General features: G+C 73.8%; 15 protein-coding genes and 2 tRNA genes. 5 read left to right on the plus strand and 12 right to left on the minus strand.

What is annotated here, in order from left to right:
- Positions 1–50 precede the first annotated feature (50 nt).
- A complete protein-coding gene (locus AB0I60_RS15715; protein WP_360730113.1) occupies positions 51–1,241 on the plus strand; it encodes a hypothetical protein in 1,191 nt (396 codons plus the stop codon).
- A complete protein-coding gene (locus AB0I60_RS15720; RefSeq protein WP_360730114.1) occupies positions 1,238–1,606 on the plus strand; it encodes a hypothetical protein in 369 nt (122 codons plus the stop codon). The genes AB0I60_RS15715 and AB0I60_RS15720 overlap by 4 nt, the downstream gene beginning before the upstream one ends.
- On the opposite strand, the gene AB0I60_RS15725 is transcribed toward AB0I60_RS15720, so the two are convergent.
- Both AB0I60_RS15725 and AB0I60_RS15730 read right to left on the minus strand, forming a co-directional pair.
- The gene (locus tag AB0I60_RS15725) at positions 1,547–3,637 is read right to left on the minus strand and encodes a tetratricopeptide repeat protein (protein ID WP_360730116.1); all 2,091 of its coding nucleotides are present in this window, start codon (positions 3,635–3,637) and stop codon (positions 1,547–1,549) included. The genes AB0I60_RS15720 and AB0I60_RS15725 overlap by 60 nt on opposite strands.
- 370 nt (positions 3,638–4,007) lie before the next feature.
- Positions 4,008–4,083: transfer RNA gene (locus tag AB0I60_RS15730), tRNA-Lys, on the minus strand.
- Positions 4,084–4,480: 397 nt separating this feature from the next.
- Between AB0I60_RS15730 and AB0I60_RS15735 the strand changes: the two genes are divergently transcribed.
- Positions 4,481–5,518 carry an Ig-like domain-containing protein gene (locus tag AB0I60_RS15735; RefSeq protein ID WP_360730119.1) on the plus strand — a complete coding sequence of 346 codons (1,038 nt, stop codon included), beginning with the start codon at positions 4,481–4,483 and terminating at the stop codon, positions 5,516–5,518.
- Positions 5,519–5,545: 27 nt separating this feature from the next.
- Here the strand turns inward: AB0I60_RS15735 and AB0I60_RS15740 are convergent, their stop codons facing one another.
- The 3 genes from AB0I60_RS15740 to orn all read right to left on the minus strand — a co-directional run bounded on the left by AB0I60_RS15740 (position 5,546) and on the right by orn (position 7,991).
- Complete coding sequence (locus AB0I60_RS15740; RefSeq protein ID WP_360730121.1) at positions 5,546–7,174, minus strand: ABC-F family ATP-binding cassette domain-containing protein; 1,629 nt, start codon at positions 7,172–7,174, stop codon at positions 5,546–5,548.
- A gap of 66 nt (positions 7,175–7,240) precedes the next feature.
- Positions 7,241–7,316, minus strand: a tRNA-His gene (locus AB0I60_RS15745).
- A gap of 63 nt (positions 7,317–7,379) precedes the next feature.
- The gene (orn, locus tag AB0I60_RS15750; protein ID WP_360730124.1) at positions 7,380–7,991 is read right to left on the minus strand and encodes an oligoribonuclease; all 612 of its coding nucleotides are present in this window, start codon (positions 7,989–7,991) and stop codon (positions 7,380–7,382) included.
- Between the two features lie 83 nt (positions 7,992–8,074).
- On the opposite strand from orn, the gene AB0I60_RS15755 reads away from it, so the two are divergent.
- Complete coding sequence (locus AB0I60_RS15755; RefSeq protein WP_360730126.1) at positions 8,075–9,610, plus strand: helicase HerA-like domain-containing protein; 1,536 nt, start codon at positions 8,075–8,077, stop codon at positions 9,608–9,610.
- On the opposite strand, the gene AB0I60_RS15760 is transcribed toward AB0I60_RS15755, so the two are convergent.
- Positions 9,542–10,831, minus strand: a complete 1,290-nt coding sequence (locus AB0I60_RS15760) for an MFS transporter (RefSeq protein WP_360730129.1) — start codon at positions 10,829–10,831, stop codon at positions 9,542–9,544. The genes AB0I60_RS15755 and AB0I60_RS15760 overlap by 69 nt on opposite strands.
- Positions 10,832–10,883: 52 nt before the next feature.
- Here AB0I60_RS15760 and AB0I60_RS15765 point away from each other — a divergent pair, with 52 nt between their 5' ends.
- A complete protein-coding gene (locus AB0I60_RS15765) occupies positions 10,884–11,870 on the plus strand; it encodes a helix-turn-helix domain-containing protein (RefSeq protein WP_360730130.1) in 987 nt (328 codons plus the stop codon).
- A 56-nt stretch (positions 11,871–11,926) separates the two neighbouring features.
- Here AB0I60_RS15765 and AB0I60_RS15770 read toward each other — a convergent pair whose 3' ends face one another.
- The 6 genes from AB0I60_RS15770 to AB0I60_RS15795 all read right to left on the minus strand — a co-directional run bounded on the left by AB0I60_RS15770 (position 11,927) and on the right by AB0I60_RS15795 (position 21,006).
- On the minus strand, positions 11,927–15,040 hold the full coding sequence (locus AB0I60_RS15770; RefSeq protein WP_360730133.1) for a BTAD domain-containing putative transcriptional regulator: 3,114 nt from the start codon (positions 15,038–15,040) through the stop codon (positions 11,927–11,929).
- A gap of 273 nt (positions 15,041–15,313) precedes the next feature.
- Positions 15,314–16,858: a PH domain-containing protein gene (locus AB0I60_RS15775; protein ID WP_360730135.1), complete on the minus strand. Its 1,545-nt coding sequence runs from the start codon at positions 16,856–16,858 to the stop codon at positions 15,314–15,316.
- Positions 16,855–17,346: a PH domain-containing protein gene (locus AB0I60_RS15780; RefSeq protein WP_360730137.1), complete on the minus strand. Its 492-nt coding sequence runs from the start codon at positions 17,344–17,346 to the stop codon at positions 16,855–16,857. The genes AB0I60_RS15775 and AB0I60_RS15780 overlap by 4 nt, the downstream gene beginning before the upstream one ends.
- 62 nt (positions 17,347–17,408) lie before the next feature.
- Positions 17,409–17,555, minus strand: a complete 147-nt coding sequence (locus tag AB0I60_RS15785) for a hypothetical protein (protein WP_360730140.1) — start codon at positions 17,553–17,555, stop codon at positions 17,409–17,411.
- 514 nt (positions 17,556–18,069) lie between these two features.
- Positions 18,070–19,395 (minus strand): LuxR C-terminal-related transcriptional regulator, encoded by a 1,326-nt coding sequence (locus AB0I60_RS15790; protein WP_360730143.1) that lies wholly within the window; start codon positions 19,393–19,395, stop codon positions 18,070–18,072.
- A gap of 30 nt (positions 19,396–19,425) precedes the next feature.
- Positions 19,426–21,006 (minus strand): AMP-binding protein, encoded by a 1,581-nt coding sequence (locus AB0I60_RS15795; protein ID WP_360730145.1) that lies wholly within the window; start codon positions 21,004–21,006, stop codon positions 19,426–19,428.
- Positions 21,007–21,041: the final 35 nt, after the last annotated feature.

The raw sequence follows: 21,041 nt of genomic DNA on the forward strand, positions 1-21,041 counted from the left end.
GGCAAACACGGGCCGCAGCCTTGTCCCACGGAAGTGGGAGGGGGAAGTGCGTGGTGAACGTCGAATGGTTGCGAGCACCGGTCGGCATCGATGCGCCCCGGTGGGTCACCAGGAGCGCCTGCCGCCAGGTGCTGGCCGTGGTCCACACGGTCGCCAGTGGTCAGCGGGTGCTGGAGGTGGTGGAGATGATCGAGACCGACCCGCGCGTGCAGGTCACGTTCTGCCGGGCCCCCGACGCGTTCTCCACGGGGGTGGACGAGTTCCTGCGGGCGACGCGCGGCGTGGTGATGCCCTGGGAGCAGGCCGGTCGGGAGAGGTTCGACCTGGCGCTGGCCGCGTCGTACGGGTCGTTGCACCAGGTCCACGCGCCGCTGGTGCTCATGCCGCACGGCGCGGGGTACGGCAAGTCGGTCTCCACGGCCGGACCGCCGCAGGTCTACGGCTTGGACGCGCAGCGGCTGCTGCACAACGGGGAGGTGCTGGCGGCAGCCCTGGTGCTCTCGCACGAGAACCAGCGCGAGGTGCTGCGCCGCCAGTGCCCGGAAGCGGTGGACGTCGCGGTCGTGGCTGGCGACCCCTGCTACGACCGGGTGGTGGCGAGCCTGCCACGTCGTGCCGACTACCGCGCGGCCCTCGGCGTGTCACCGGAGGAGCGGTTGCTGGTGGTCACCTCCACCTGGGGGCTGGACTCGCTGTTCGCCAGGTTCGAGGACCTCGTGCCGAGGCTGTTGGAGGAGTTCGCGGGCCATGGGGTCCGGGTCGCGGCGATGGTGCACCCGGCGGCGTGGTCGGCGCACGGCGTCCGCCAGGTCCGGGCCTGGCTCGCCGACTGCCGGGACGCCGGCCTGATCCTGGTCGAGCCCGAGGTCGACTGGCGGGCCGTGGTGGTCGCGGCGGACGAGGTGATCGCCGACCACGGCTCCATCGGGGTCTACGCGGCCTCGATCGGCAGACCGGTGGTGCTCGCAGACTGGTCCGTGGGCGCGGTGCTCGGGGACGGGTCGGCGCAGGAGCTGTTGCGCCGGTACGCACCCCGGCTGACGTCGGGCAGTCCGGCGACGGCGCAACTGGAGGTCGCCGGACGGGGTGCGCGGGCGCTGGCCGGACTCGTCCGGGACAGCTTGACCTCGTGCCCCGGCCGGGCCGCCGCCGAGTTGCGGCGCGCGGTCTACCGGCTGCTGGACCTCCCGGAACCGGGGCGGCACCGCCTGCCGACGCCGGTCGAGGTGGTGAAGCGGTGAGGGGCTCGTCGGCGGCCGACGTGCTGGTGTCCTCCTCGTCGGACGAACGGACCCTCCGGTCCCTGTTGCGCGCGAACCCGTACGTGGAGTTCGTGGTCGGCATCTCGGACGTCGGGGTCCTGGTGCTGGCTTCGGACGGGCGGACGTCGGAGTTCTCCGTCGTCGGCACCGGCTGCCTCGCGGCCGACGAGTTGTGGCGCGCGGTGGTCGAATCGCTGCACACGTGGTGGGTCGCCGGGCTCGACCTCGCGCTGCTGCGTCGCCACGGCCTGCCCCTGTGGTGCCCGAGGCACCGCCGCGAACCCTCACCCTGCCGGCGGCTCCACCCCGCGCAGCCGCGCCGAGACCCTCCCGGCGCGCGGTGAGCCCAGCTTGAGCAGGAGGTCCAAGGCCCTTCGCCAGTGCTCGCCGGCGCGCTGCGGGTCGACCGCAGCCTCGGCGAGCACCTCGTGCGCCTCCGCCGCGCCGGGGGCGGAGCCGAGTTCCAGCATCTCCGCGAGCGCGCGCTCGCCCAGCCTGGTCGCCTCTGCGCTGTCGCCGGAGCGCTGGTGCAGCCGCGCCGTGGCGACGGTGACCCGCGCGCGGTTGTAGGGGTCGGGATCGGGGAGCCCGTCGAACAACGCCTCGGCTTCGCGCAACGCCGCGAGGCCCTCGGCGGTCCGTCCGGTGCGACCCAGAGCCGTGCCGAGGTGGATCAAGGTCAGGCCCTGGTTGCGCGGCGCACCCAGCTCGCGGTTGGTGCGCACCAACCCCGTCAACCGCGCCACCGCTTCGGGCAGCCGGCCCTGGTCGAGCTGGACCAGGGCCAGCAGCTCCAGCGCGTCGGCCGCGCCCCGGCGGTCACCCGCCTCGGTGGCGCACTCGATGGAGGCGGCCAGGTGCCGTTCGGCCTCCTCCAACCGGCCCATGGTGGTGCAGGCCAACCCCTGCCGCCGCAGCATCACCGCCTCCGCAACCCGGTTGCCCCAGCGGCGCGCGGCGGTGGTGCCGCGATCGTTGATCTCCGCGCGGTCGCGGTAGTGCTTGTGGTGCAACAGCAACGGCCACATCACGTCGGCGAGCTGCCACGCCAGGTCCGGCCAGTCGTGGTCGAGCGCGACCCGGCCGGCGGCGATCAGGTTCGCCCGTTCGACCTCCAGCCAGTCCAGCGCCTCGGCACGGCCCAGGGTCGGCAGGTTCACCGGCTGCACCGAGAAGCGGTAGGGGATGCGGTCGCGGTACGGGGTGACCGCCGAGTCGGCCACCTGCGCGGCTGCCAGGTACCACTCCGACATCCTCCGCGCCGCCTGCGCGTGCTCGGCCGGCTCGGCCTGGTCGCGCGCGTGCAGTCGGACCAGGTCGTGGAACCGGTAGCGGTCCTCGTGGACCTCCTCCACCAGTGAGCCTTCGATCAGCTCGTCCAAGGCGTCGACCGACGCGTGGTCCAGCACCGACCCGGCGACCGACGGGCCGAAATCACGCCCCGGGTGCCCGGCGAGGCGGCGGTAGAGCGCGGCGGCCGTCGGACCCAGGGCGCGGTAGGACAGGTCGAAGGTGCTGCGGACGGACAGCTCGGGCAACGCGGACAGGACCGTCAACCGGCCGCGTTCGTCGTCCATCTCGGCCACCACGCGTTCCACGGACCAGCGCGGACGGGTCACCAGGCGAGCGGCGGCGATCCGGAGCGCGATGGGCAAGCCGCCGCACATCGTCGCCAGCGTGCGCGCGGGGAGGTCCTCGCGCCGGACCCGCGTGCCGCCGACCGCCAGGTCCAGCAAGCGGACCGCCGAGGTCATGCCCAGGGGGCCGACGTCGAGCAGGCGCGCGCCCTCCACGATCAGACCCGCGAGCCGGCTGCGGCTGGTGACCAGGACCGCGCCGGCGGGCGAGGTCGGCAGCAACGGGCGGACCTGCGCGGCGGACAGGGCGTTGTCCAGCAGTACCAACACGGCCCGTTGCGCGGTCAGGGACCGGTACAGCGCCGCTTGCTCGGTGAGCCCGGCCGGGACCTGTTCCGGCGGCACGCCCAGGCCGCGCAGGAACAGCCCGAGGGCTTCGCCCGGGTCGACCGGCTCCTCACCGCTGAAACCCGCCAGGTCGACGTAGAGCTGGCCGTCGGGGAAGCGCGCCCCGTGGAGGTAGGACCAGTGCAGCGCCAGCGCGGTCTTGCCGACGCCGCCCGGACCGGACAGCACGGCGAGCGTCCGCCCGCCCTGCTCCTGGAGGGAGTCCAACTCGGACAGTTCGGCCGTCCGGCCGGTGAAGTGGGCGGGAGCGGCGGGCAGTTGGCGCGGAACCGGTGCGCTCGTCGGGACGTGGTGGAAGTGAACGCCGCCGTGGACCTCGCGCGCCTGGACCGCACCACCGGTCACCGGACCGGACAGCTCGTTCTGCTGTTCTCCGCCCTTGGTCGCCATGCGCCCCCTCCTGCGCGGACCCGGAACGACCGTACTGCAGCAAGTGGCCGTCGGGTCCGAGCACTGCCGGAATGCGCCGGCCGAACCACCCGGCCCGTGCAGCGAGGGGGAGGGAACCGACACGGTGCGTTCCACCCGGCGCCGGGTGGGTGACGCTGATCGACCGGGCCGCCGGACCGTCCATGGTGGACTGGTGGGCCGGGCAGGGGCGGGGTGCGAGTCCGGTCGGCGCGGACCTCAGGTGAAGCGCCGAGCGTTCCGGAAGGTTCTGCGGATGGTTTGGAGAACGCCGGCGGCGGACCGGTTTGAATGAGGGGTAAAGCATGGCCGGCTGCATAAGCAAAAGCCCCAAGTCGATGACTTGGGGCTTTGGTGCGCCGCCAGGGACTCGAACCCCGAACCCGCTGATTAAGAGTCAGCTGCTCTGCCAGTTGAGCTAGCGGCGCGTATCGGACCCGGTGGTGCTCCGTCCGACGTGAAGAACATTAGCACAGCGTCCTTCTCAGCTCCCAATCGCCTGGTCAGGACGGGTGCGGGGTGCTGTCCCAGGGGGAACTTCGCGTGGGTAACGATCCAGCATCCGGGGCAACGTCGTCAACCCTCCAGGCGTCACCTTGTAAGGGGACACCAAAGCGAGGAATCGGTGTCCTGGGGAGTGAGCGGAGGCTTGGCATGACGGTCGGCCGGGGGGCGCGGAGAGCGCTGGGGGCTGTCGCGGTCGGTGTGGTCGCGGTGTTGGTCGCGTCCTGTTCTTCCGGGGGTGGTTCGGCCGCCTCCGGGGACAGCGGTGGGATGGGGGGTGGCCCGACGTCCTCGTCCGCGGCTCCTCCCAAGCCCGTCTCGTTGAGCACCGGGCTCGCCGACCAGGCCGTCGACGTCGCGCCCGGGGATCCGGTCGTGGCCACCGCGACCGACGGGAAGATCACGCAGGTCGCGTTGACCAACCCCGAGGGCAAGGCCGTGGCCGGGCAGGTCTCGCCGGACGGCACGAAGTGGACCAGCAGCGAGGTGCTCGGCTACGCCAAGACTTACACGCTCGCGGTCACCGGGCAGGGCGCCGACGGCAAGCCGGTCACCAAGACCTCGACGTTCACCACCGTGCAGCCCCGGACGCTGACCTTCCTGTCGGTCAACCCGATGGACGGCACCACCGTGGGCATCGGGCAGCCGCTCGCCTTCTACTTCGACGAGCCGATCGCGGACAAGGCTGCCGCCGAGGCGATGATCTCCATCACCACCGAGCCCAAGGTCGAGGGCGCGTTCTACTGGTTCGACGAGAAGCAGGTGCACTGGCGCCCGCAGAACTACTGGGCGGCCGGCACCAAGATCTCCATCAACGCCAAGATCTACGGCAAGAGCCTCGGCAACGGCGTGTACGGCGAGGAAGACCGCGTGATCAGCACCACGATCGGCGACGCGGTCGTGCACGAGGCCGACGGTGGCACGCACGAGGTCGTCACCAAGATCAACGGCCAGGTCGCCCGCACCATGCCGACCTCCATGGGCAACGCGGCCAACCCGACCCCCACGGGCACCTACGTGCTGATGGAGAAGCACGACCACATGGTCATGGACTCCCGCACGTACGGCCTCGCGCTGGACGCCGGCGGCTACGTCACCCCGGTCGACTGGGCGACCCGCATGTCCAACAGCGGCATCTTCTTCCACAGCGCCCCGTGGTCGATCGGCGACCAGGGCAACCGGAACGTCAGCCACGGCTGCCTGAACCTCTCGCCGGAGAACGCGAAGTGGGTCTTCGACCTCTCCAAGCCCGGTGACATCGTCGTGGTCACGAACTCCGGGGGTCCGGCGCTGGAGGCGTGGGACGGGTTCGGCGACTGGCAGGTCCCCTGGGAGCAGTGGGTGAAGGGCAACCGCTAGCGAGCGACCCGGCCGGACCGGAACGGGTCAGAGATCGATGACGCGGCCCGCTGCCACTTCCAGGCGGCGGGTCGTTTTCACGCGGTCGAGCATCCGGCGGTCGTGGGTGACCAGGAGCAGCGTGCCGGGGTAGTTCTCCAGCGCCGACTCCAGCTGTTCGATCGCCGCCAGGTCCAGGTGGTTGGTGGGCTCGTCGAGCACGAGCAGGTTGACGCCCCTGGCCTGGAGCAGGGCCAGCGCCGCGCGGGTGCGCTCGCCGGGTGACAGCGACGCGGCGGTGCGCAGCACGTGCGCGGCCTTGAGGCCGAACTTCGCCAGCAGCGTCCGCACGTCGGCCGGGACCAGGTCCGGCACCGCCTGCTGGAACGCGTCGACCAGGGGCTGGTCGCCGAGGAACAGGCCCCGGGCCTGGTCGATCTCGCCCACGACGACGCCGGGACCCAGCGACGCCGTGCCCGACGCCAGGTCGGCGCGGCCCAGCAGCGCGGCCAGGAGGGTCGACTTGCCGGCCCCGTTGGCCCCGGTGATGGCGATCCGGTCCGCCCAGTCGACCTGGAGGTCCACCGGGCCCAGGGTGAACGAGCCGTGCGTGACGACGGCGGCGCGCAGGACCGCCACGACCGCGCCGGCCCGGGGCGCGGCGGCGATCTCCATCCGGAGTTCCCATTCCTTGCGCGGTTCCTCGACCACGTCCAGGCGTTCGATGAGCCGTTCGGTCTGGCGCGCTTTCGACGCCTGCTTCTCGGTCGCCTCGCTGCGGAACTTGCGCCCCGCTTTGTCGTTGTCGCCCGCCTTGCGCCGCGCGTTCTTGACGCCCTTCTCCATCCACGCGCGTTGCGAGCGCGCGCGTTCTTCGAGTGACGACCTGGTGTTCGCGTATTCCTCGTAGTCCTCGCGGGCGTGCCGCCGGGCGATCTCGCGTTCTTCGAGGTACGACTCGTAGCCGCCGCCGTAGGAGCGCACCTGCTGCTGGGCGAGGTCGAGCTCGACCACGCGGGTCACCGTCCGGGCCAGGAACTCGCGGTCGTGGGAGACCAGCACGGTGCCGGCGCGCAGGCCGGTCACGAACGCCTCCAGGCGGGCCAGGCCTTCCAGGTCGAGGTCGTTGGTCGGCTCGTCGAGCAGGAACACGTCGTACCGGCTCAGCAGCAGCGACGCCATGCCGGCGCGGGCGGCCTGCCCGCCGGACAGCGAGGTCATGGGCTGGTCGAGGCCGACCGCCAGGCCCAGGTCGGCGGCGACCTCGGCGGCGCGCTCGGGCAGGTCGGCGCCGCCGAGGGCGAGCCAGCGCTCCAGCGCCTCCGAGTACCCGTCGTCGGTGCCGGCGGCGAGCAGCGCGGTCGCCCGGTCCAGCTCGGCCTGCGCCGCCGCGACGCCGGTCCGGCGGGCCAGGAAGTCCCGGACGGTCTCGCCGGCCCGGCGTTCCGGCTCCTGCGGCAGGTGGCCGACCGTCGCACTGACGGGGGAGAGGCGGATCACACCGCTCTCGGCCGGGACGAGGCCCGCGAGGGTGCGCAGGAGGGTGGACTTGCCCGCCCCGTTCACGCCGACGAGGCCGACCACGTCACCCGGGGCGACGACCAGGTCGAGGCCGGAGAACAGCACCCGGTCGCCGTGCCCGGCCGCCAGGTCTTTAGCGACGAGTGTGGCGCTCATGGCGGAAAAACTCCCCGTGGACATCGGAAAACGCCCCCTGACCGGGTGGCCAGGGGGCGTTTCGCTTGGGGTGAGTGACGGGACTTGAACCCGCGACACCTGGGATCACAACCCAGTGCTCTGCCAGCTGAGCTACACCCACCAAGACCGGTCGACCCGGCGGAACGAAGCATACAGTGCCACACCGCCGGGGCTGAAATCGACCCTATTCCGGCCGGTCGGCGGCCAGCAGTTCGTTCGCCACGGCCTGCGCCTGCTCGGTGGACGGGCCGGGCTGCGGCACGAACGCGGTCCGCCGGTAGTAGGCCAGCTCCCGGATGGACTCCCGGATGTCGGCCAGCGCCCGGTGCGCCAGGCCCTTCTCCGGCTGCGCGTAGTAGATCCTCGGGTACCAGCGCCGGCACAGCTCCTTGATCGACGACACGTCGACCATCCGGTAGTGCAGGTGGGCGTCCAGCTCGGGCATGTCGCGGGCGATGAACCCCCGGTCGGTGGCGATCGAGTTGCCCGCCAGCGGCGCGCTGCGCGCGTCCGGCACCCACTGCCGGACGTAGGCGAGGACCTGCGCCTCGGCTTCCTCCAGCGTCACGGCGGAGCGCCGCACCTCGTCGGTGAGCCCGGACTTGGCGTGCATCGCCATCACGACTTCCGGCATCGAGTCGAGCGCCGTGTCGTCGGCGTGGATCACCACGTCGACGCCCTCGCCGAGCACGTTCAGCTCCGCGTCGGTCACCAGCGCCGCGATCTCGATCAGAGCGTCTTTGCCCAAGTCGAGCCCGGTCATCTCGCAGTCGATCCACACCAAGCGATCCATCACCCGCGCGAGCCTAGTCGTCGGATGGTCCGACACCGCCGCCGCTTCGAGTGGCGGGTCCTTCCAATCTCATTACGCTCGGCGCAATGACGGCTCAGAGCGAGATCGCGGCGGGGTACGCGTCCGAGGGCGCGGCCGTCGAGCTGGGCGCGGTGGTGGTGGACGGCGCGATCGAGCCGGGCGCGCACGTCCGGATCCCGCTGGCGATGCTCAACCGGCACGGCCTGGTCGCGGGCGCGACCGGCACCGGCAAGACCAAGACGCTGCAACTGCTCGCCGAGCAGCTCTCGTCGGCCGGCGTGCCGGTGGTCGTGGCGGACGTGAAGGGCGACCTGTCCGGGCTGTCCCGCGAGGGCGCGGCCGACGACCGGGTCACCGCGCGCGCGACCGAGACCGGTGACGACTGGCAGCCGCAGGCGTGCCCGGTGCAGTTCCTGTCCCTGGGCACGGGCGGCGCGGCGGTGCCGGTGCGCGCGTCGGTCACCAGCTTCGGGCCGATCCTGCTGGCGAAGGTGTTGGGGCTCAACGACACCCAGGAGTCGACGCTCGGGCTGATCTTCCACTGGGCCGACCGCCGGGGCCTGGCGCTGCTGGACACCAAGGACCTGCGGGCGGTGATCACGCACCTGACCTCCGACGAGGGCAAGGACGACCTCAAGGGTCTGGGCGGGGTGTCGTCGGCGACGGCGGGCGTGATCCTGCGGGCGCTGGTGAACCTGGAGGCGCAGGGCGGCGACACGTTCTTCGGCGAGCCGGAGCTGGACCCGCGCGACCTGATGCGGCAGGTCGACGGGCGCGGGGTGGTGACGCTGCTGGAGCTGGCCGACCTCCAGGCGAAACCCGCGCTGTTCTCGACGTTCCTGATGTGGCTGCTGGCCGAGCTGTTCGAGGTGCTGCCGGAGGCGGGCGACCTGGACCGGCCGAAGCTGGTGTTCTTCTTCGACGAGGCGCACCTGCTGTTCGCGGGCGCGTCGAAGGCGTTCAAGGAGCAGATCACCCGGACCGTGAAGCTGATCCGGTCCAAGGGCGTGGGCGTCTTCTTCTGCACGCAGCTGCCCACGGACGTGCCCAACGACGTGCTCTCTCAGTTGGGTGCGCGCATCCAGCACGCCTTGCGCGCGTTCACGCCGGAGGACCAGGCGGCCTTGGCGAAAACGGTGAAGACCTACCCGACGACGCCGCACTACCGGCTGGACAAGGCGTTGACGTCGCTGGGGATCGGCGAGGCGGTCGTGACGGTGCTGAGCGAGAAGGGCGCACCGACCCCGGTCGCGTGGACCAGGCTGCGCGCGCCCCGGTCCCTCATGGACACCATCGGGCCGGACGCGATCCGGACGGCGGCGGAGTCCTCGGAGCTGCACACCAAGTACGCCGAGACGGTGGACCGCGAGTCGGCCTACGAGGAGCTGGCCGCCAAGGTGGCCGGGCCCCCGGCCGACGACCGGGCGCCCGCCCCTCCCGCCGAGGCCGGGCGGCAGCGGCGGGAGGAGCGCGAGGAACCCACGGTGGTGGACAAGGTGCTGGGCAACTCGGCGGTGAAGTCGTTCCTGCGGTCAGCCGCGAGTGCCCTGGGGCGCGAGATCACCCGAGGGATCTTCGGCACCTCCCGCAAGCGCCGGTGACCGCCGGATCCTCATCGACAGCACCGCCGCGCCGATGCTGAGGAACCCGGCCACGTACCAGGCGGGCGCGTAGTTGCCGAAGTGGTCGCGGGTCAGGCCCGCCGCCGTGGCGGCGAGGGCCGCACCGATCTGGTGGGACGCGAACACCCAGCCGAACACGACCGGCGCGGACAGGCCGAACACCTCGCGGCACAGCGCCACGGTCGGCGGCACGGTCGCCACCCAGTCCAGGCCGTAGAAGATGACGAACACCAACATGCTCGGGTGCACCGAGTCCGCGAACAGCTGGGGCAGCAGGAGCAGCGACGCGCCGCGCAGCGCGTAGTAGGCCGCGAGCAGGATGCGCGAGTCGACCCGGTCGGTCAGCCAGCCGGAGAAGATCGTGCCCACGATGTCGAACACGCCGACCAGCGCGAGCAGGCCCGCCGCCGTCGTGGTGGGCATCCCGTGGTCGTGCGCGGCGGGGATGAAGTGCGTGCCGACCAGTCCGTTGGTGGTCGCGCCGCAGATGGCGAAACCGCCTGCCAGCAACCAGAACGGGCCGGTGCGCGCGGCCGAGGTGAGCGCGGTGACCGCACGCCGGGCGGCTCCGCGCGCCGGCACCGGGCGCGGCACGACCCCGGTCCCGCCGTAGGGCGGCACGCCCACGTCGGCGGGGTACTCGCGCAGGAGCAGCAGCACCAGCGGCACCACGGCGAGCGCCGCGACCGACACCAGGACCGCCGCCGAGCGCCACCCCGACGACTCGGCCAGCGACGCCACCACCGGCAGGAACACCAGCTGCCCGGTCGCGCCTCCCGCCGTGAGCACGCCGGTGACCAGGCCGCGCTGCGCGACGAACCACCGGCCGGTGATGGTGGCGACGAACGCCAGGGCCATCGACCCGGTGCCCAGCCCGACCAGCACGCCCCACAGCAGCACCAGTTGCCAGCTCGTGGTCATGAACACGGTCAGCCCGCTGCCGATCGCCACCAGGGTCAGCGCGCAGGCCACCACCCTGCGCACGCCGAACCGCTCCATCAGCGCGGCGGCGAACGGCGCGGTGAGGCCGAACAGCAGCAGGTTGACCGAGACGGCCAGCCCGATCGTGCCGGTGGACCAGCCGAACTCCGCCTGAAGCGGTTCGATCAACGCGCCGGGCGTCGCGCGGAAACCGGCGGCCCCGATCAGCGCGATGAAACTGACGCCCGCGACCACCCACGCCCATCTGCTTCGAGTCACGCCGGAAGCGTGCTCGACGGCCGGTCACCGGACCAGTGGCCTGAAGGCCATCATGTGCAAGAATCGGGCCATGGTGCATTCGGTGGCCGTCTTGGCGCTGGACCACGTCGTGGGGTTCGACCTCGGGACGCCGACGCAGATCCTGAACGCCGCCCGCGACGAGGACGACGAGCGCTTCTACCAGGTGCGCGTGTGCACGCCGGGCGCACGTCCGGTGCGCAGCGCCGCGCAGTACACGATCACCCCCGACCACGGGCTGGAGCTGTTCGCCGAGGCGGACACCGTGCTCGTCGCCGGCGTGCAGTTCGGCGCGCAGGTGCTGGCGGACGGCACGGTCGAGGACGACGTGCGCGACGCCTTGCGCGCCGCAGCGGCACGGGGCGCGCGCGTGGTGTCGATCTGCACGGGGGCGTTCGTGCTCGCCGCAGCGGGGCTGCTGGACGGGCGCAGGGCGACCACGCACTGGATGCACGCCGACAACTTCCGGCGGCTGTTCCCGCACGTCGAACTCGACCCGGACGTGCTGTTCGTGGACGACGGCGACGTGCTCACGTCGGCCGGTGTCGGCGCGGGCGTCGACCTGTGCCTGCACCTGGTGCGCAACGACCACGGCGTGGAGGTCGCCAACGCCGCCGCGCGCCGGTGCGTGGTGCCGCCGTGGCGGCCGGGCGGGCAGTCGCAGTTCATCGTGCGCCCGGTGCCCGACGCGGCGGACGCGTCCACCGCGCCCGCCCGCGCGTACGCGTTGGCGCACCTGGACGAGCCGCTGGAACTGCGGGCGCTGGCCGAGTACGCGCGGATGAGCGTGCGGACGTTCACCCGGCGGTTCCGGGAGGAGACCGGCGTCAGCCCCGGCAAGTGGATCACCCAGCAGCGGGTGGAACGGGCCCGGCACCTGTTGGAGACGACCGAACTCGGCGTCGACCAGGTGGCCCGGCACGCCGGGTTCGGCACCGGGGCGGCACTGCGGCAGCAGATGAGCGCACTGGTCGGGGTGTCGCCCAGCGCCTACCGGACGACGTTCCGCACAGTCGGGTAGTCCGCCCCGGCCAGACGCCACAGTGCTCGGAAACCGATCACGACACCGGACAGGCCCTAGTGCGGTCCGGATGTCTCACGCCGGGCGCGGATGTCCTGGTGCACCAAGCCGAAACCGTGGCGGTCGGCCAACGCCGAGGCTGCCCGCAACGACTCCTCGTCACCGAGGCCGACCAGTGACTGCGCCTCGGTGTAGGGCGAGCTGATCCGCCGGGCCAGGGCGAGGGCCTCGCCGTGCAGCGCGCGGGCACGGGCGTGGTCGCCCAAGGCGGTGTGGATCGCGCCCAGGCAGTTCAGGGCGTCCAGCTCGGCGGCGCGCTCGCCGGTCCGGCGGTTGCGTTCCAGCGCGACCTCCGCCGTGGCCAGCGCGGTCCTCGGGTCGCCCGCCGCGAACTCCACCTCGGCCAGCACGACCAGGGTCTGGCTCTCCGAGGCCAGGTCGCCGATCTCCCGGAAGAACGCCAGCGAGTGCAGCCCGTGCTCGCGCGCCTCCGCGACCAGGCCGCGCCGGCGCAGCACGCCCGCCATCGCGCCGACCGCCATCGCCTCCACGTAGTGCGACCCGATGGCGCGACACAGGTCCGCCGCCTCCTGGTAGCGCCGGGCGGCCAGGTCCAGGTCGCCGCCGACGTAAGCCGCGTTGCCGAGCAGGACCAGCGTGGTGCACCGGGTCTGCTCCGACCCGGCCAACCGGAGCGTGTCGGTGAGGTGCGCGGTCGCCCGTTCCAGGTCGCCCAGGTGGTAGAGGGACGCACCCAGGGTCCCGCTCGCCGCCACCTCGCCGTCGACCCACGAGGCGGCGCGGGCCAGGTCCAGGGTGACGGCGCTCTGCCCGGCCGCCGCCACCTGGTCGCTGGCGCGCAGCTTCGCGCTGCTCAGGCTCAGGCTCGCGGCAGCCGCCGCCGCGGTGTCGCCCCCGGCGCGGGCCAGGGCCAGGGCCGCTTCGGCGGTCGCCTCCCACAGGCCGGTCTTCATGGTCAACCAGAAGTATCCGCGCAGCGCGTCGGCCAGCAGGCAGGCGTCGCCGGCCAGGCCCGGGAAGCGGCGGTCGGCGACGGCGGCGGCCAGGTTGGGCACCTCGTCGTTGAGCCACGCCAGGGCGGCTTCCGGGTCCTCGAACGACGCGCTGCCGCCGATGTCCGCCGGCAGCCTCAGCATGTGCGGGTACGCGGTGCGGGCCGCGCCGTCCGCGCGTTCCAGGTACCAGCGGTATAACCGCTGTGCCGCAGCGATTTCCGGTTCGGCGAGTTCGCGGGCGTAGAGGCGCAGCAGGTCGTGGAAGCCGTACCGGTCGGGTGCGACCTCCTGGACCAGGTGCGCGGACGAGAGGACCCGCAGGCCGTGCTCGGCGGCTCGCGGGTCGGTGCCCAGCAGCGCCGCCGCCGCGTCGGCCGTGAAGTGCGGTCCGGGCACGACCCCCAGCAGCCGGAACAGCCGGCGGTGGGGGTCGGGGAGTCTTCGGTAGGACAGCTCGAACGCGGTGCGCACGGCGACCTCCTCGGTGCCGTCGATGCTGAGCCGGCCCAGGCGGTTGCCCTCGCGCAGCGCCACGACCTGGTCGGCCAGCGCCCGGTGCGGCTGGTCGGCCAGGTTCGCCGCGACCACCCGCAGCGCCAGCGGCAGGTGCGCGCACAGCTCGGCCAGCTGCCGGGCGGCGTCGGGTTCCGCCGCCACGCGGTCCGCGCCGAGCGCCCGTTCCAGCAGCGCCCGCGCGTCCTCGGGGGACAGCACGTCGAGCGCAAGCCGCACCAGCCCCTCGTGCGCGGCCATCCCGCCCAGGCGGTCGCGGCTGGTGATCAGCGCCAGGCTGCCCGGACCGCTGGGCAGCAGCGGGCGGACCTGCGCCGCGCCCACCGCGTTGTCCAGCACCACCAGCACCCGGCGGCCCGCCAGCGTCGACCGGTACAGCGCGGCGGCCTCGTCCGGGTCGGCCGGCACCCGCTCCGGCGGCACGCCGAAGGCCCGCAGGAACCGCCCGAGCGCCTCGACCGGCCGGACCGGCTCGTGCTCGGCGAACCCGCGCAGGTCGATGTAGAGCTGGCCGTCCGGGAACCGGTCGCGCACCCGGTTCGCCCAGCGCACGGCCAGCGCGGTCTTGCCGACGCCCGCCGTGCCGGCGATGGCGGTGATGCCGACCGCCCGGTCCTGCCCGGCGAGCAGACCGTCCAACCGGGACAGCTGCGCGCGGCGGCCGGTGAAGTGGCCGGTCGCCACCGGGAGCTGGGCGGGCACCAGGCGCGGCGGCTCCGGCAGGTCGCGGCGCAGCACCCGGACGTGCGCGTCCCGCAGCTCGGCACCGGGCTCGACGCCCAGCTCGCCCACCAGGCGGGCCCGGACGCGGGCGAACTCCTCCAGCGCGGCGGCCTGCCTGCCGTCCGCCGCCAGCGCCCGCACCAGCCGGGCGTGCAGGCCCTCGTGCAGCGGCTCCTCGACCACGAGCCGGCGCAGGTGGTCCACCGCCGCGCCGGCCGCGCCGTGGTCCAGGGCGAGGTCGGCCAGCCGCAGCGCGGCGGCGGTCCGGCGGGCGGCGACCGCGTGCGCGGTCGGGTGGTTGCGGACGACGTCGGGCAGGTCGGCCAGCACCGGCCCGCGCCACAGGTCCAGCGCCTCCGCCAGCAGCCGGACCGCCTCGGCCGGCCGCTCCCCGCGCGCCCGCGCGACCAGCGCGTCGAAGCGCAGCAGGTCCAGGTCCTCCACCACGAGCCGGTAGCCGTGCCGGGACGCGCGCACCGCCGACGGGTCGTCCAGCGCGGCCCGCACCCGCGCGACGTAGCCGTGCACCAGGTTCTGCCACGTGGCCGGCACGTCCTCGCCCCACAGCAGGTCGACGATCTCGGCCCGGGACACCGGGTGCCCGGGGTGCACGGCGAGCACCGCCAGCAGCACCCGGGACTTGCGCGACTCCCAGCGCACGGGGCCGTCGACCTCCACCTCCAGCGAGCCCAGCACGCCGATCCGGGGGCCGCCCGGCGGCCAGACCAGCCCGACTGCCGCCGCCAGCTTGGCCAACGAGGTGGCGTGCGGGCGGGTCGCCCGCCCCTGCTCGACGGCGCGGATGGTCCGGACGCTCACGCCGGAGCGGGTGGCCAGCTCCGCCTGGGTCATCCCGGCGCCCAGCCGGTGTTCGCGCACCGCGCGGGCGAATCGCGTGAGCTGGTGGGCGTCGCGCATGGGCCCAATCGTGGCAGCGTCGCGGCCCGGTTGCCGCCGGTATTGCCGATCACCGCCCCGCTCCGGGGCGTCGCCGCAGGTGGAGGTCGGTCGAGGCGGCTACAGGGGTACCTCCACCCGCACCCCCTAACGTGCTCAGGAGCGCGGATCGTTGGGCGGTCGGCGCGAGTGAGTGGGGCGCTTGGAGGGGGGAGAGGCGCAGCAGGGCGTCGGACCCGCGTGACCGCCGTGAACGCGGGTCCTCCCGGTCCCGGGGGGTGACGGGCGCCCCACTCACCTCTCCAGGAACGGCCGCAGCAGGTCCGGCACGGCCTCCTCGGCCAGCGCCAGGCCCTCGGCCTCGCCGACGTCGACCACGTGGTACGCGCCGTCCCCGGCGGCGGTCGTCGCCGAGATCGTCACCAGCCCGGCCCGGCGCTGGAAGAACGACCGCGACACCCGCCAGCCGATGATGCCGGTGCGCTGCAGCGCGAACGTCCCGCGCACCGCCGACCCCTGCCGGGCGACCAGGTACCGGTCGGTGAGCGCGTGGCCCAGCGAGCGGTACCGGTCCCAGCCCAGCAGCGCCGAGAACGGCACCAGCGCCAGCGCCACCTGCCACGTCCACGCCGGCGCGAAGAACGCCAGCGCCGCCGCGAGCACCAGCAGCGGCACCACCGCGCGCACCATCCGCCGGCGCAACGCCGCGACCGGGTGCCGGCGCAGCGCGGCCCGGGTGGGCGGCGGCGTCTGCCGCAGCACCTCCGCCGTCACCCGGTGCGCCTCGGCGACCGGCGCGGGCGGCAGCAGCAGGCTGCTCTCGCCCTTGCGGCCCAACCCCGTCGTCACGGTCTTCGCGTGCGCGCCGCGCCCGGCCCGCAGCAGCAGCGGCTCGGCGACCTCCACGCCGCGCAGCCGCTGCTCGGCGACCGAGACCGACCGCGTGGTCAGCAGGCCCCGGCGCACCCGGACGGTGTCGTCGGGCTCGCGGGTCAGTTGGTAGCCCCAGAACTGCACCACGTACACGACCACCGAGCCGAACCCGGCGATCACCAGCACCGCGCCCGCCAGCAGTCCGGCGGTCAGCCCGACCGGCTGGTCCATCACCCAGTGCGCGGCCTCGGTGAGCGGCCCGAGGACCTCGACCTCCAGTTCCCGCGCGAAGTTCGCCGTCAGGCCGAACAGCGCGCCGACCGCGACCAGCCCGGACAGCGTCAGCGGCGCGAACCGCAGCCACCGCGCGTCCCAGGAGGACAGTGCTACGCCCTCGCCCGGCTCCTCGGCGTCGTCGACCGCGCCGGGGGCGTCGCGCACGACCCGGGTCAGCAGCAGCAGGCGCAGCCGCTCCGCCTCGGCCGACGAGACCGCGTCGAGCGTCAGCCCGTCCTCGCCGGGCTGGTCGCGCTGCCCGGTGCCGACCCGGATCGCGGACAGGCCGAACAGCCGGTGCCCGAGCTTCGCGGTCAGGTCCACGGTCCGGATGCGGTCCCGGGGCACCGCCAGGCGCTTGCGCACGAGCAGCCCGGTGGTGATCTCGACCTGGTCGTCGGTGATCCGGTAGCGGGTGGTCATCCAGCGCAGCAGGCCGAACAGCACGATCGCGCCGATCACGCCGGCACCGGCCACGATCCGCCAGCCCTCGCCCCGGCCCAGCACGACCAGGCCGACGAACACCGGCACCAGGCCGATGATCTCGTTGAGCGGCCGGACGACCAGCATCCGCACGTCCAGCCGGTGCCAGTCCACCACCGGCTCCACGAACGCCGGGGCCGCCGGGAACTCCGCGGGCGGGAGCGCTCCTCCGGTGGGGGCCGGACCGCCGCCCTGCTCCGGGTTCACGTCGCGTCCCCCGGTGTGGCCTGGGTGGTGCTGGTCAGCTCGTCGGCCAGCCGCACGGCGTCGGCGTGGTCCAAGCCCTCGATGTGCACCGGGCCCGCAGCGGACGCCGTCGTCACGGTCACCGTCGACAGGCCCAGCAGCTGCTGCAACGGGCCGCGCTTGGTGTCGACGGTCTGGATGCGCGAGACCGGCGCGATCCGCCACTCCTGGTTCAGCCAGCCCGCCAGCGTGTACACCGCCTCCGGCGTGGCCTCCCAGCGGTGCACCCGGTACCGCCAGCGCGGCATGACCGCGGTGTGCGCGACCGCCGCGACCAGCGTCGCCGAGGCCACCGCCACCTGCCACGGCGAACGGCTGAACACCAGCGCCACGGCCTGCGGCACCAGCACCACCGCCCAGCCGATCGCGGCGGTCAACGTCCACAGGGTGATCGACTTGCGGCTCACCCGGTGCCGGGGCGCGCGCAGGCTCAACTGATCGGTGCTCACCGGTCCACAATGCCCCAAGGCCGGGCCCGCGCGGACGCGGACCCGGCCTCGGGGGTGTGGCTCTACGGCGCGACGTACGGCGGCATGAAGATGTCCGTCGAGGTGCCCTCGCCCTGCACCTCCGCAGTCGCGGGCGCGGCCAGGACGGCTCCGAGCCCGGCGCAGAGGGCCACGACGGCGAGGATCCGGCGGATCGCGTTAACAACCATCGTCAAGCTCCATTCGTTGGTAGCGGCCTGGAGGAGGACGACGACCGGGGTCGTCGCCGGGGTGGCCGGTCGGGGCCGGCGCGTGGTTCGGCGCTCGGCTGCGCGCGACACGTCGGCGGCGTCGGACGCCGTCCGGCCCCGGGAGTGCCGGATGAGTGTCGCGGCTGCGTGAGCCGGAGACGCTGCTGGGGGTGGCGGACGGGCCGCGCGCCGGCCGTCCGCCCGGTGCCGTGGGCGGTCGGGGCGGTGCGGTGCGGCAGGACGGGCCCGCGTCGCCGCAGGGCGACCACCCGCGGGCTCCCAGGCCCACCGACCACCCGCATCGCACTACCGCCGCTTCGCCAGGGGACGCAGGGACGAGCGTCCAAGCGGAGCATGACACACAGGTGTCATCCGGCTCATCACCCACTTTCGTCGCACCGGGATAGGCAAATCCCCCAAGCGTGACGTTCCGGTTGTCGTGAACATCCCACCATTGGCGGCAACGAGACGGCCGTTCGCCCGGTTACGCGTCTCAGCCCGTGGAATCGTCGACGAGGTCGAGCCACCACACCGCCGCCCCCGCGCGGTCCCGGACGCCGAGGGTCCGGTAGATCCGCTGGAGGTGGTTCTGGACGGTCTTCGGGGACAGCTCCAGCTCCTCCGCGATGGCCGCCGTGCTGGCCCCGCCGGCCACCCGCCGCAGCACCTCGATGCCCCGCTTGGTCAGCCCCGCCGCCAACGCGCGCGCGATCCGCCGGTTGACCTGCTCGGCCGAGGACGACGTGCGCAGCGGCGGCTCGTGCCGGGGCGCGCGGACCACGGTGTTCTCCCGGCGCGGTTCGAACCGGTGGTGCGCGAGCTGCTCGACCAGCCGCGCCGACAGGTCGTGCTCCCGCATCCGCAGCAGGTCGCGGCCCTCCTGGAGTTCCCACAGCCGGTACTGGTCGAGCTGGGCGCGGGCGTGGTGCAGCGCCACCCCGAGCTGCCCGGCCCGCTCGTGCGCGACGCTCAGCGCGCCGTGCGCCCGCACCGCCACCTCCCGAGCCAGGCAGCCCATCGCCAGTTCGGCGGCCTGCGTGAGCTGCCGGACCTGGTCGGCGGTCCGGCCGCGCGCGCCGTTGACCCGGGCCCGCGCCATCAGCAGCTCCGCCCGCAGCACGGGCCGCTCCCGCCCGGCCAGCAGCTGGTCGGCCCGCTGGCACGAGCGCAGCGCCCGGTCCAGCTCGCCCAGGTCCAGCCGGACGTGCGCGAGCAGCAGGTTGACCCGGGCCATCCGCACCGGCTCGTCCAGGCTCTTCCACCGGTCCCGGACCTGCGCGCACAGCGCTTCGGCGCGTCGCAGCTTGCGCACGCACGGCTCGCCGTCCGGGCTGCACCGGGTCGCCTCGGCCCGGATCATGCAGTGCTCGTGGTACTGCGTGCGCATCAGGGTGGCCTGCTCGTAGAGGACCGAGCCGATCAGCTCGGCGTCGCCGGTCAGCTCGGCCAGGCCCAGCGCCCGCGCCAGCGAGTGCAGCGACCGCTCCCGCGAGTCCAGCCGCAGCTCCACCACGGCGCGGGAGAAGCTGCACCACGCCTGGAGCAGCACGTGCCGGTTGGCGGTGGCGATCTGCTGCACCCGGTCGATGGTGTCCAGCGCGCCCGGCAGCAGCCCTCGCTTGCCCAGCGCCACGGACTGCGCCAGCACGCCCTGCGCCACGCCCTCGGCGTCGTCCAACCAGGAGAACGCCGCGACGGCCTTCTCCGCGAACTCCATCGCGTCCCCGGGACGGCCCTCGTCCAGGGCCATCCGCGCCTCGCCCAGGTTCGCCACGGCGTTGGCGCGGGGATCGGCCGCTCGCTGAACGGGAATCGTCATCCGGCAGCCCCCTCGAAGGCCGAAGGATACTCACCCGAGCTCCCGCTTGAGCACCTTTCCGGTCGCGTTGCGCGGCAGCGCGTCGAGGAAGACCACCTCGCGCGGCACCGAGAACGTCGCCAGGCGGTCCCGGACGTGCGCGCGGACCGCGTCCTCGTCGGGCGGGCCGGCCCCCGCGCGCACCACGTAGGCGACCAGCCGCTGCCCGAACCGCTCGTCCGGGACGCCGACGACGGCCACCTCCCGGACGCCCGCCATCCCCGCGATCACGTCCTCGACCTCGCGCGGGTGGACGTTCTCGCCGCCCGAGACGATCATCTCGTCGTCCCGGCCGACCACGAACAGCAGCCCGGAGCCGTCCCGCCGGCCGAGGTCGCCGGTGGACATCAGCCCGGCGCGGACCTCCTTGCCGCCGCCGTCGGTGTAGCCGTCGAACAGCATGTCGTTGCCGACGAAGATCCGCCCGGTCGTCCCCGCCGGCACCGGCCGCCCGGACTCGTCGAGCACCTCCAGGCGGGTCCCGGGCGGTGGCCGCCCGGCCGTGCCCGGGTGGCGCTCCAACTCGTCGGGGCCGGCGATGGACGCCCAGGACACCTCGGTCGACCCGTAGAGGTTGTAGAGCACCGGCCCGAACTCCCGCAGGCACCGCCGCGCGACCGGCGGCGGCAGCGCCGAACCGCTCGACGCGACCACCCGCAGCGCGGGCAGGTGCGGGCGGTCGGCCAGCTCCAGCACCCGTTGCAGCATCACGGGGACCACGAACAGCGCGGTGCTGCCGTGCCGCCGGGCGTCGGCGAGCGCCGTGGCGGGGTCGAACCTGCGCCGCAGCACGAGCGTCGCACCGAGCACCAGCCCGAGCTGGAACGCGGCCAGGCCCCAGGAGTGGAACAGCGGCGCGGGCACCGAGAACGGCTCGCCGGCCTTCAGCGGGATGCGGGCGAGCACCGTCGCGGCGGGGGCGAGCGACGCGGGCTCGGAGCGCTTGGCCCCCTTGGGCGCTCCGGTGGTGCCGGAGGTGAGCACGATCAGCCGCCCGCGCGGCGGGCGCTTCGGCAGGGGAGTGGCGGGCGAGGAGGCGATGAGCTGCTCCACGGTCCGGCTCCTGGTCGCGCCGTCCACCCACGCCGTGACCCGCCGGACCCTGCGGGGCGCGCGGACCAGCAGTCCCCGGAACTCCGCGTCGGCTACGACCACCGCCACGTCCTGCTCGCGCAGCACGGTCGCCACCTGCACGGCGCTCAGGCCGGTGTTCAGCAGCACGACGTGCGCGCCCAGCTTCCCGCACGCCGTCACGGTCTCCACGAACCCCCGGTGGTTGCGGCACAGCACGGCCACCCGGGTGCCGGCTCCCGCGCCCAGCCCCCGCAGCCCGTGCGCGAGCCGGGTGGTCCGCACGTCGACCTCCCGGTACGACAGCGAACCCAGGTCGTCCACTACGGCCGGCCGGTCGGGGTGCCGCGCGGCCCCGACCGCGTAGCCGCACGGGGTGGTGAGGTCCCAGCGCAGGTACGCGTCCAGGACGCCGAGCAGCCGCCGGGGACCCATCGGGCGCACCACGCCGGCCCTGGTCAGCGCCACGAGGGTCCGCAGCGCGCTCTCGACCCGGATCATCGGGCGGCTCGCGGTTCTGCCGGGTGGCCCTGCCG

Source organism: Actinosynnema sp. NPDC050436 (assembly GCF_040655415.1).
Classification (GTDB): Bacteria; Actinomycetota; Actinomycetes; order Mycobacteriales; family Pseudonocardiaceae; genus Actinosynnema.

Bases quoted from the DNA above. Each gene is read 5' to 3' on its own strand.
- AB0I60_RS15725 (WP_360730116.1), bottom strand. From the start codon at position 3,637: ATGGCGACCAAGGGCGGAGAACAGCAGAACGAGCTGTCCGGTCCGGTG.
- AB0I60_RS15740 (WP_360730121.1), bottom strand. From the start codon at position 7,174: ATGAGCGCCACACTCGTCGCTAAAGACCTGGCGGCCGGGCACGGCGAC.
- AB0I60_RS15755 (WP_360730126.1), top strand. From the start codon at position 8,075: ATGACGGCTCAGAGCGAGATCGCGGCGGGGTACGCGTCCGAGGGCGCG.
- AB0I60_RS15765 (WP_360730130.1), top strand. From the start codon at position 10,884: ATGTGCAAGAATCGGGCCATGGTGCATTCGGTGGCCGTCTTGGCGCTG.
- AB0I60_RS15770 (WP_360730133.1), bottom strand. From the start codon at position 15,040: ATGCGCGACGCCCACCAGCTCACGCGATTCGCCCGCGCGGTGCGCGAA.
- AB0I60_RS15785 (WP_360730140.1), bottom strand. From the start codon at position 17,555: ATGGTTGTTAACGCGATCCGCCGGATCCTCGCCGTCGTGGCCCTCTGC.
- AB0I60_RS15790 (WP_360730143.1), bottom strand. From the start codon at position 19,395: ATGACGATTCCCGTTCAGCGAGCGGCCGATCCCCGCGCCAACGCCGTG.
- AB0I60_RS15795 (WP_360730145.1), bottom strand. From the start codon at position 21,006: ATGATCCGGGTCGAGAGCGCGCTGCGGACCCTCGTGGCGCTGACCAGG.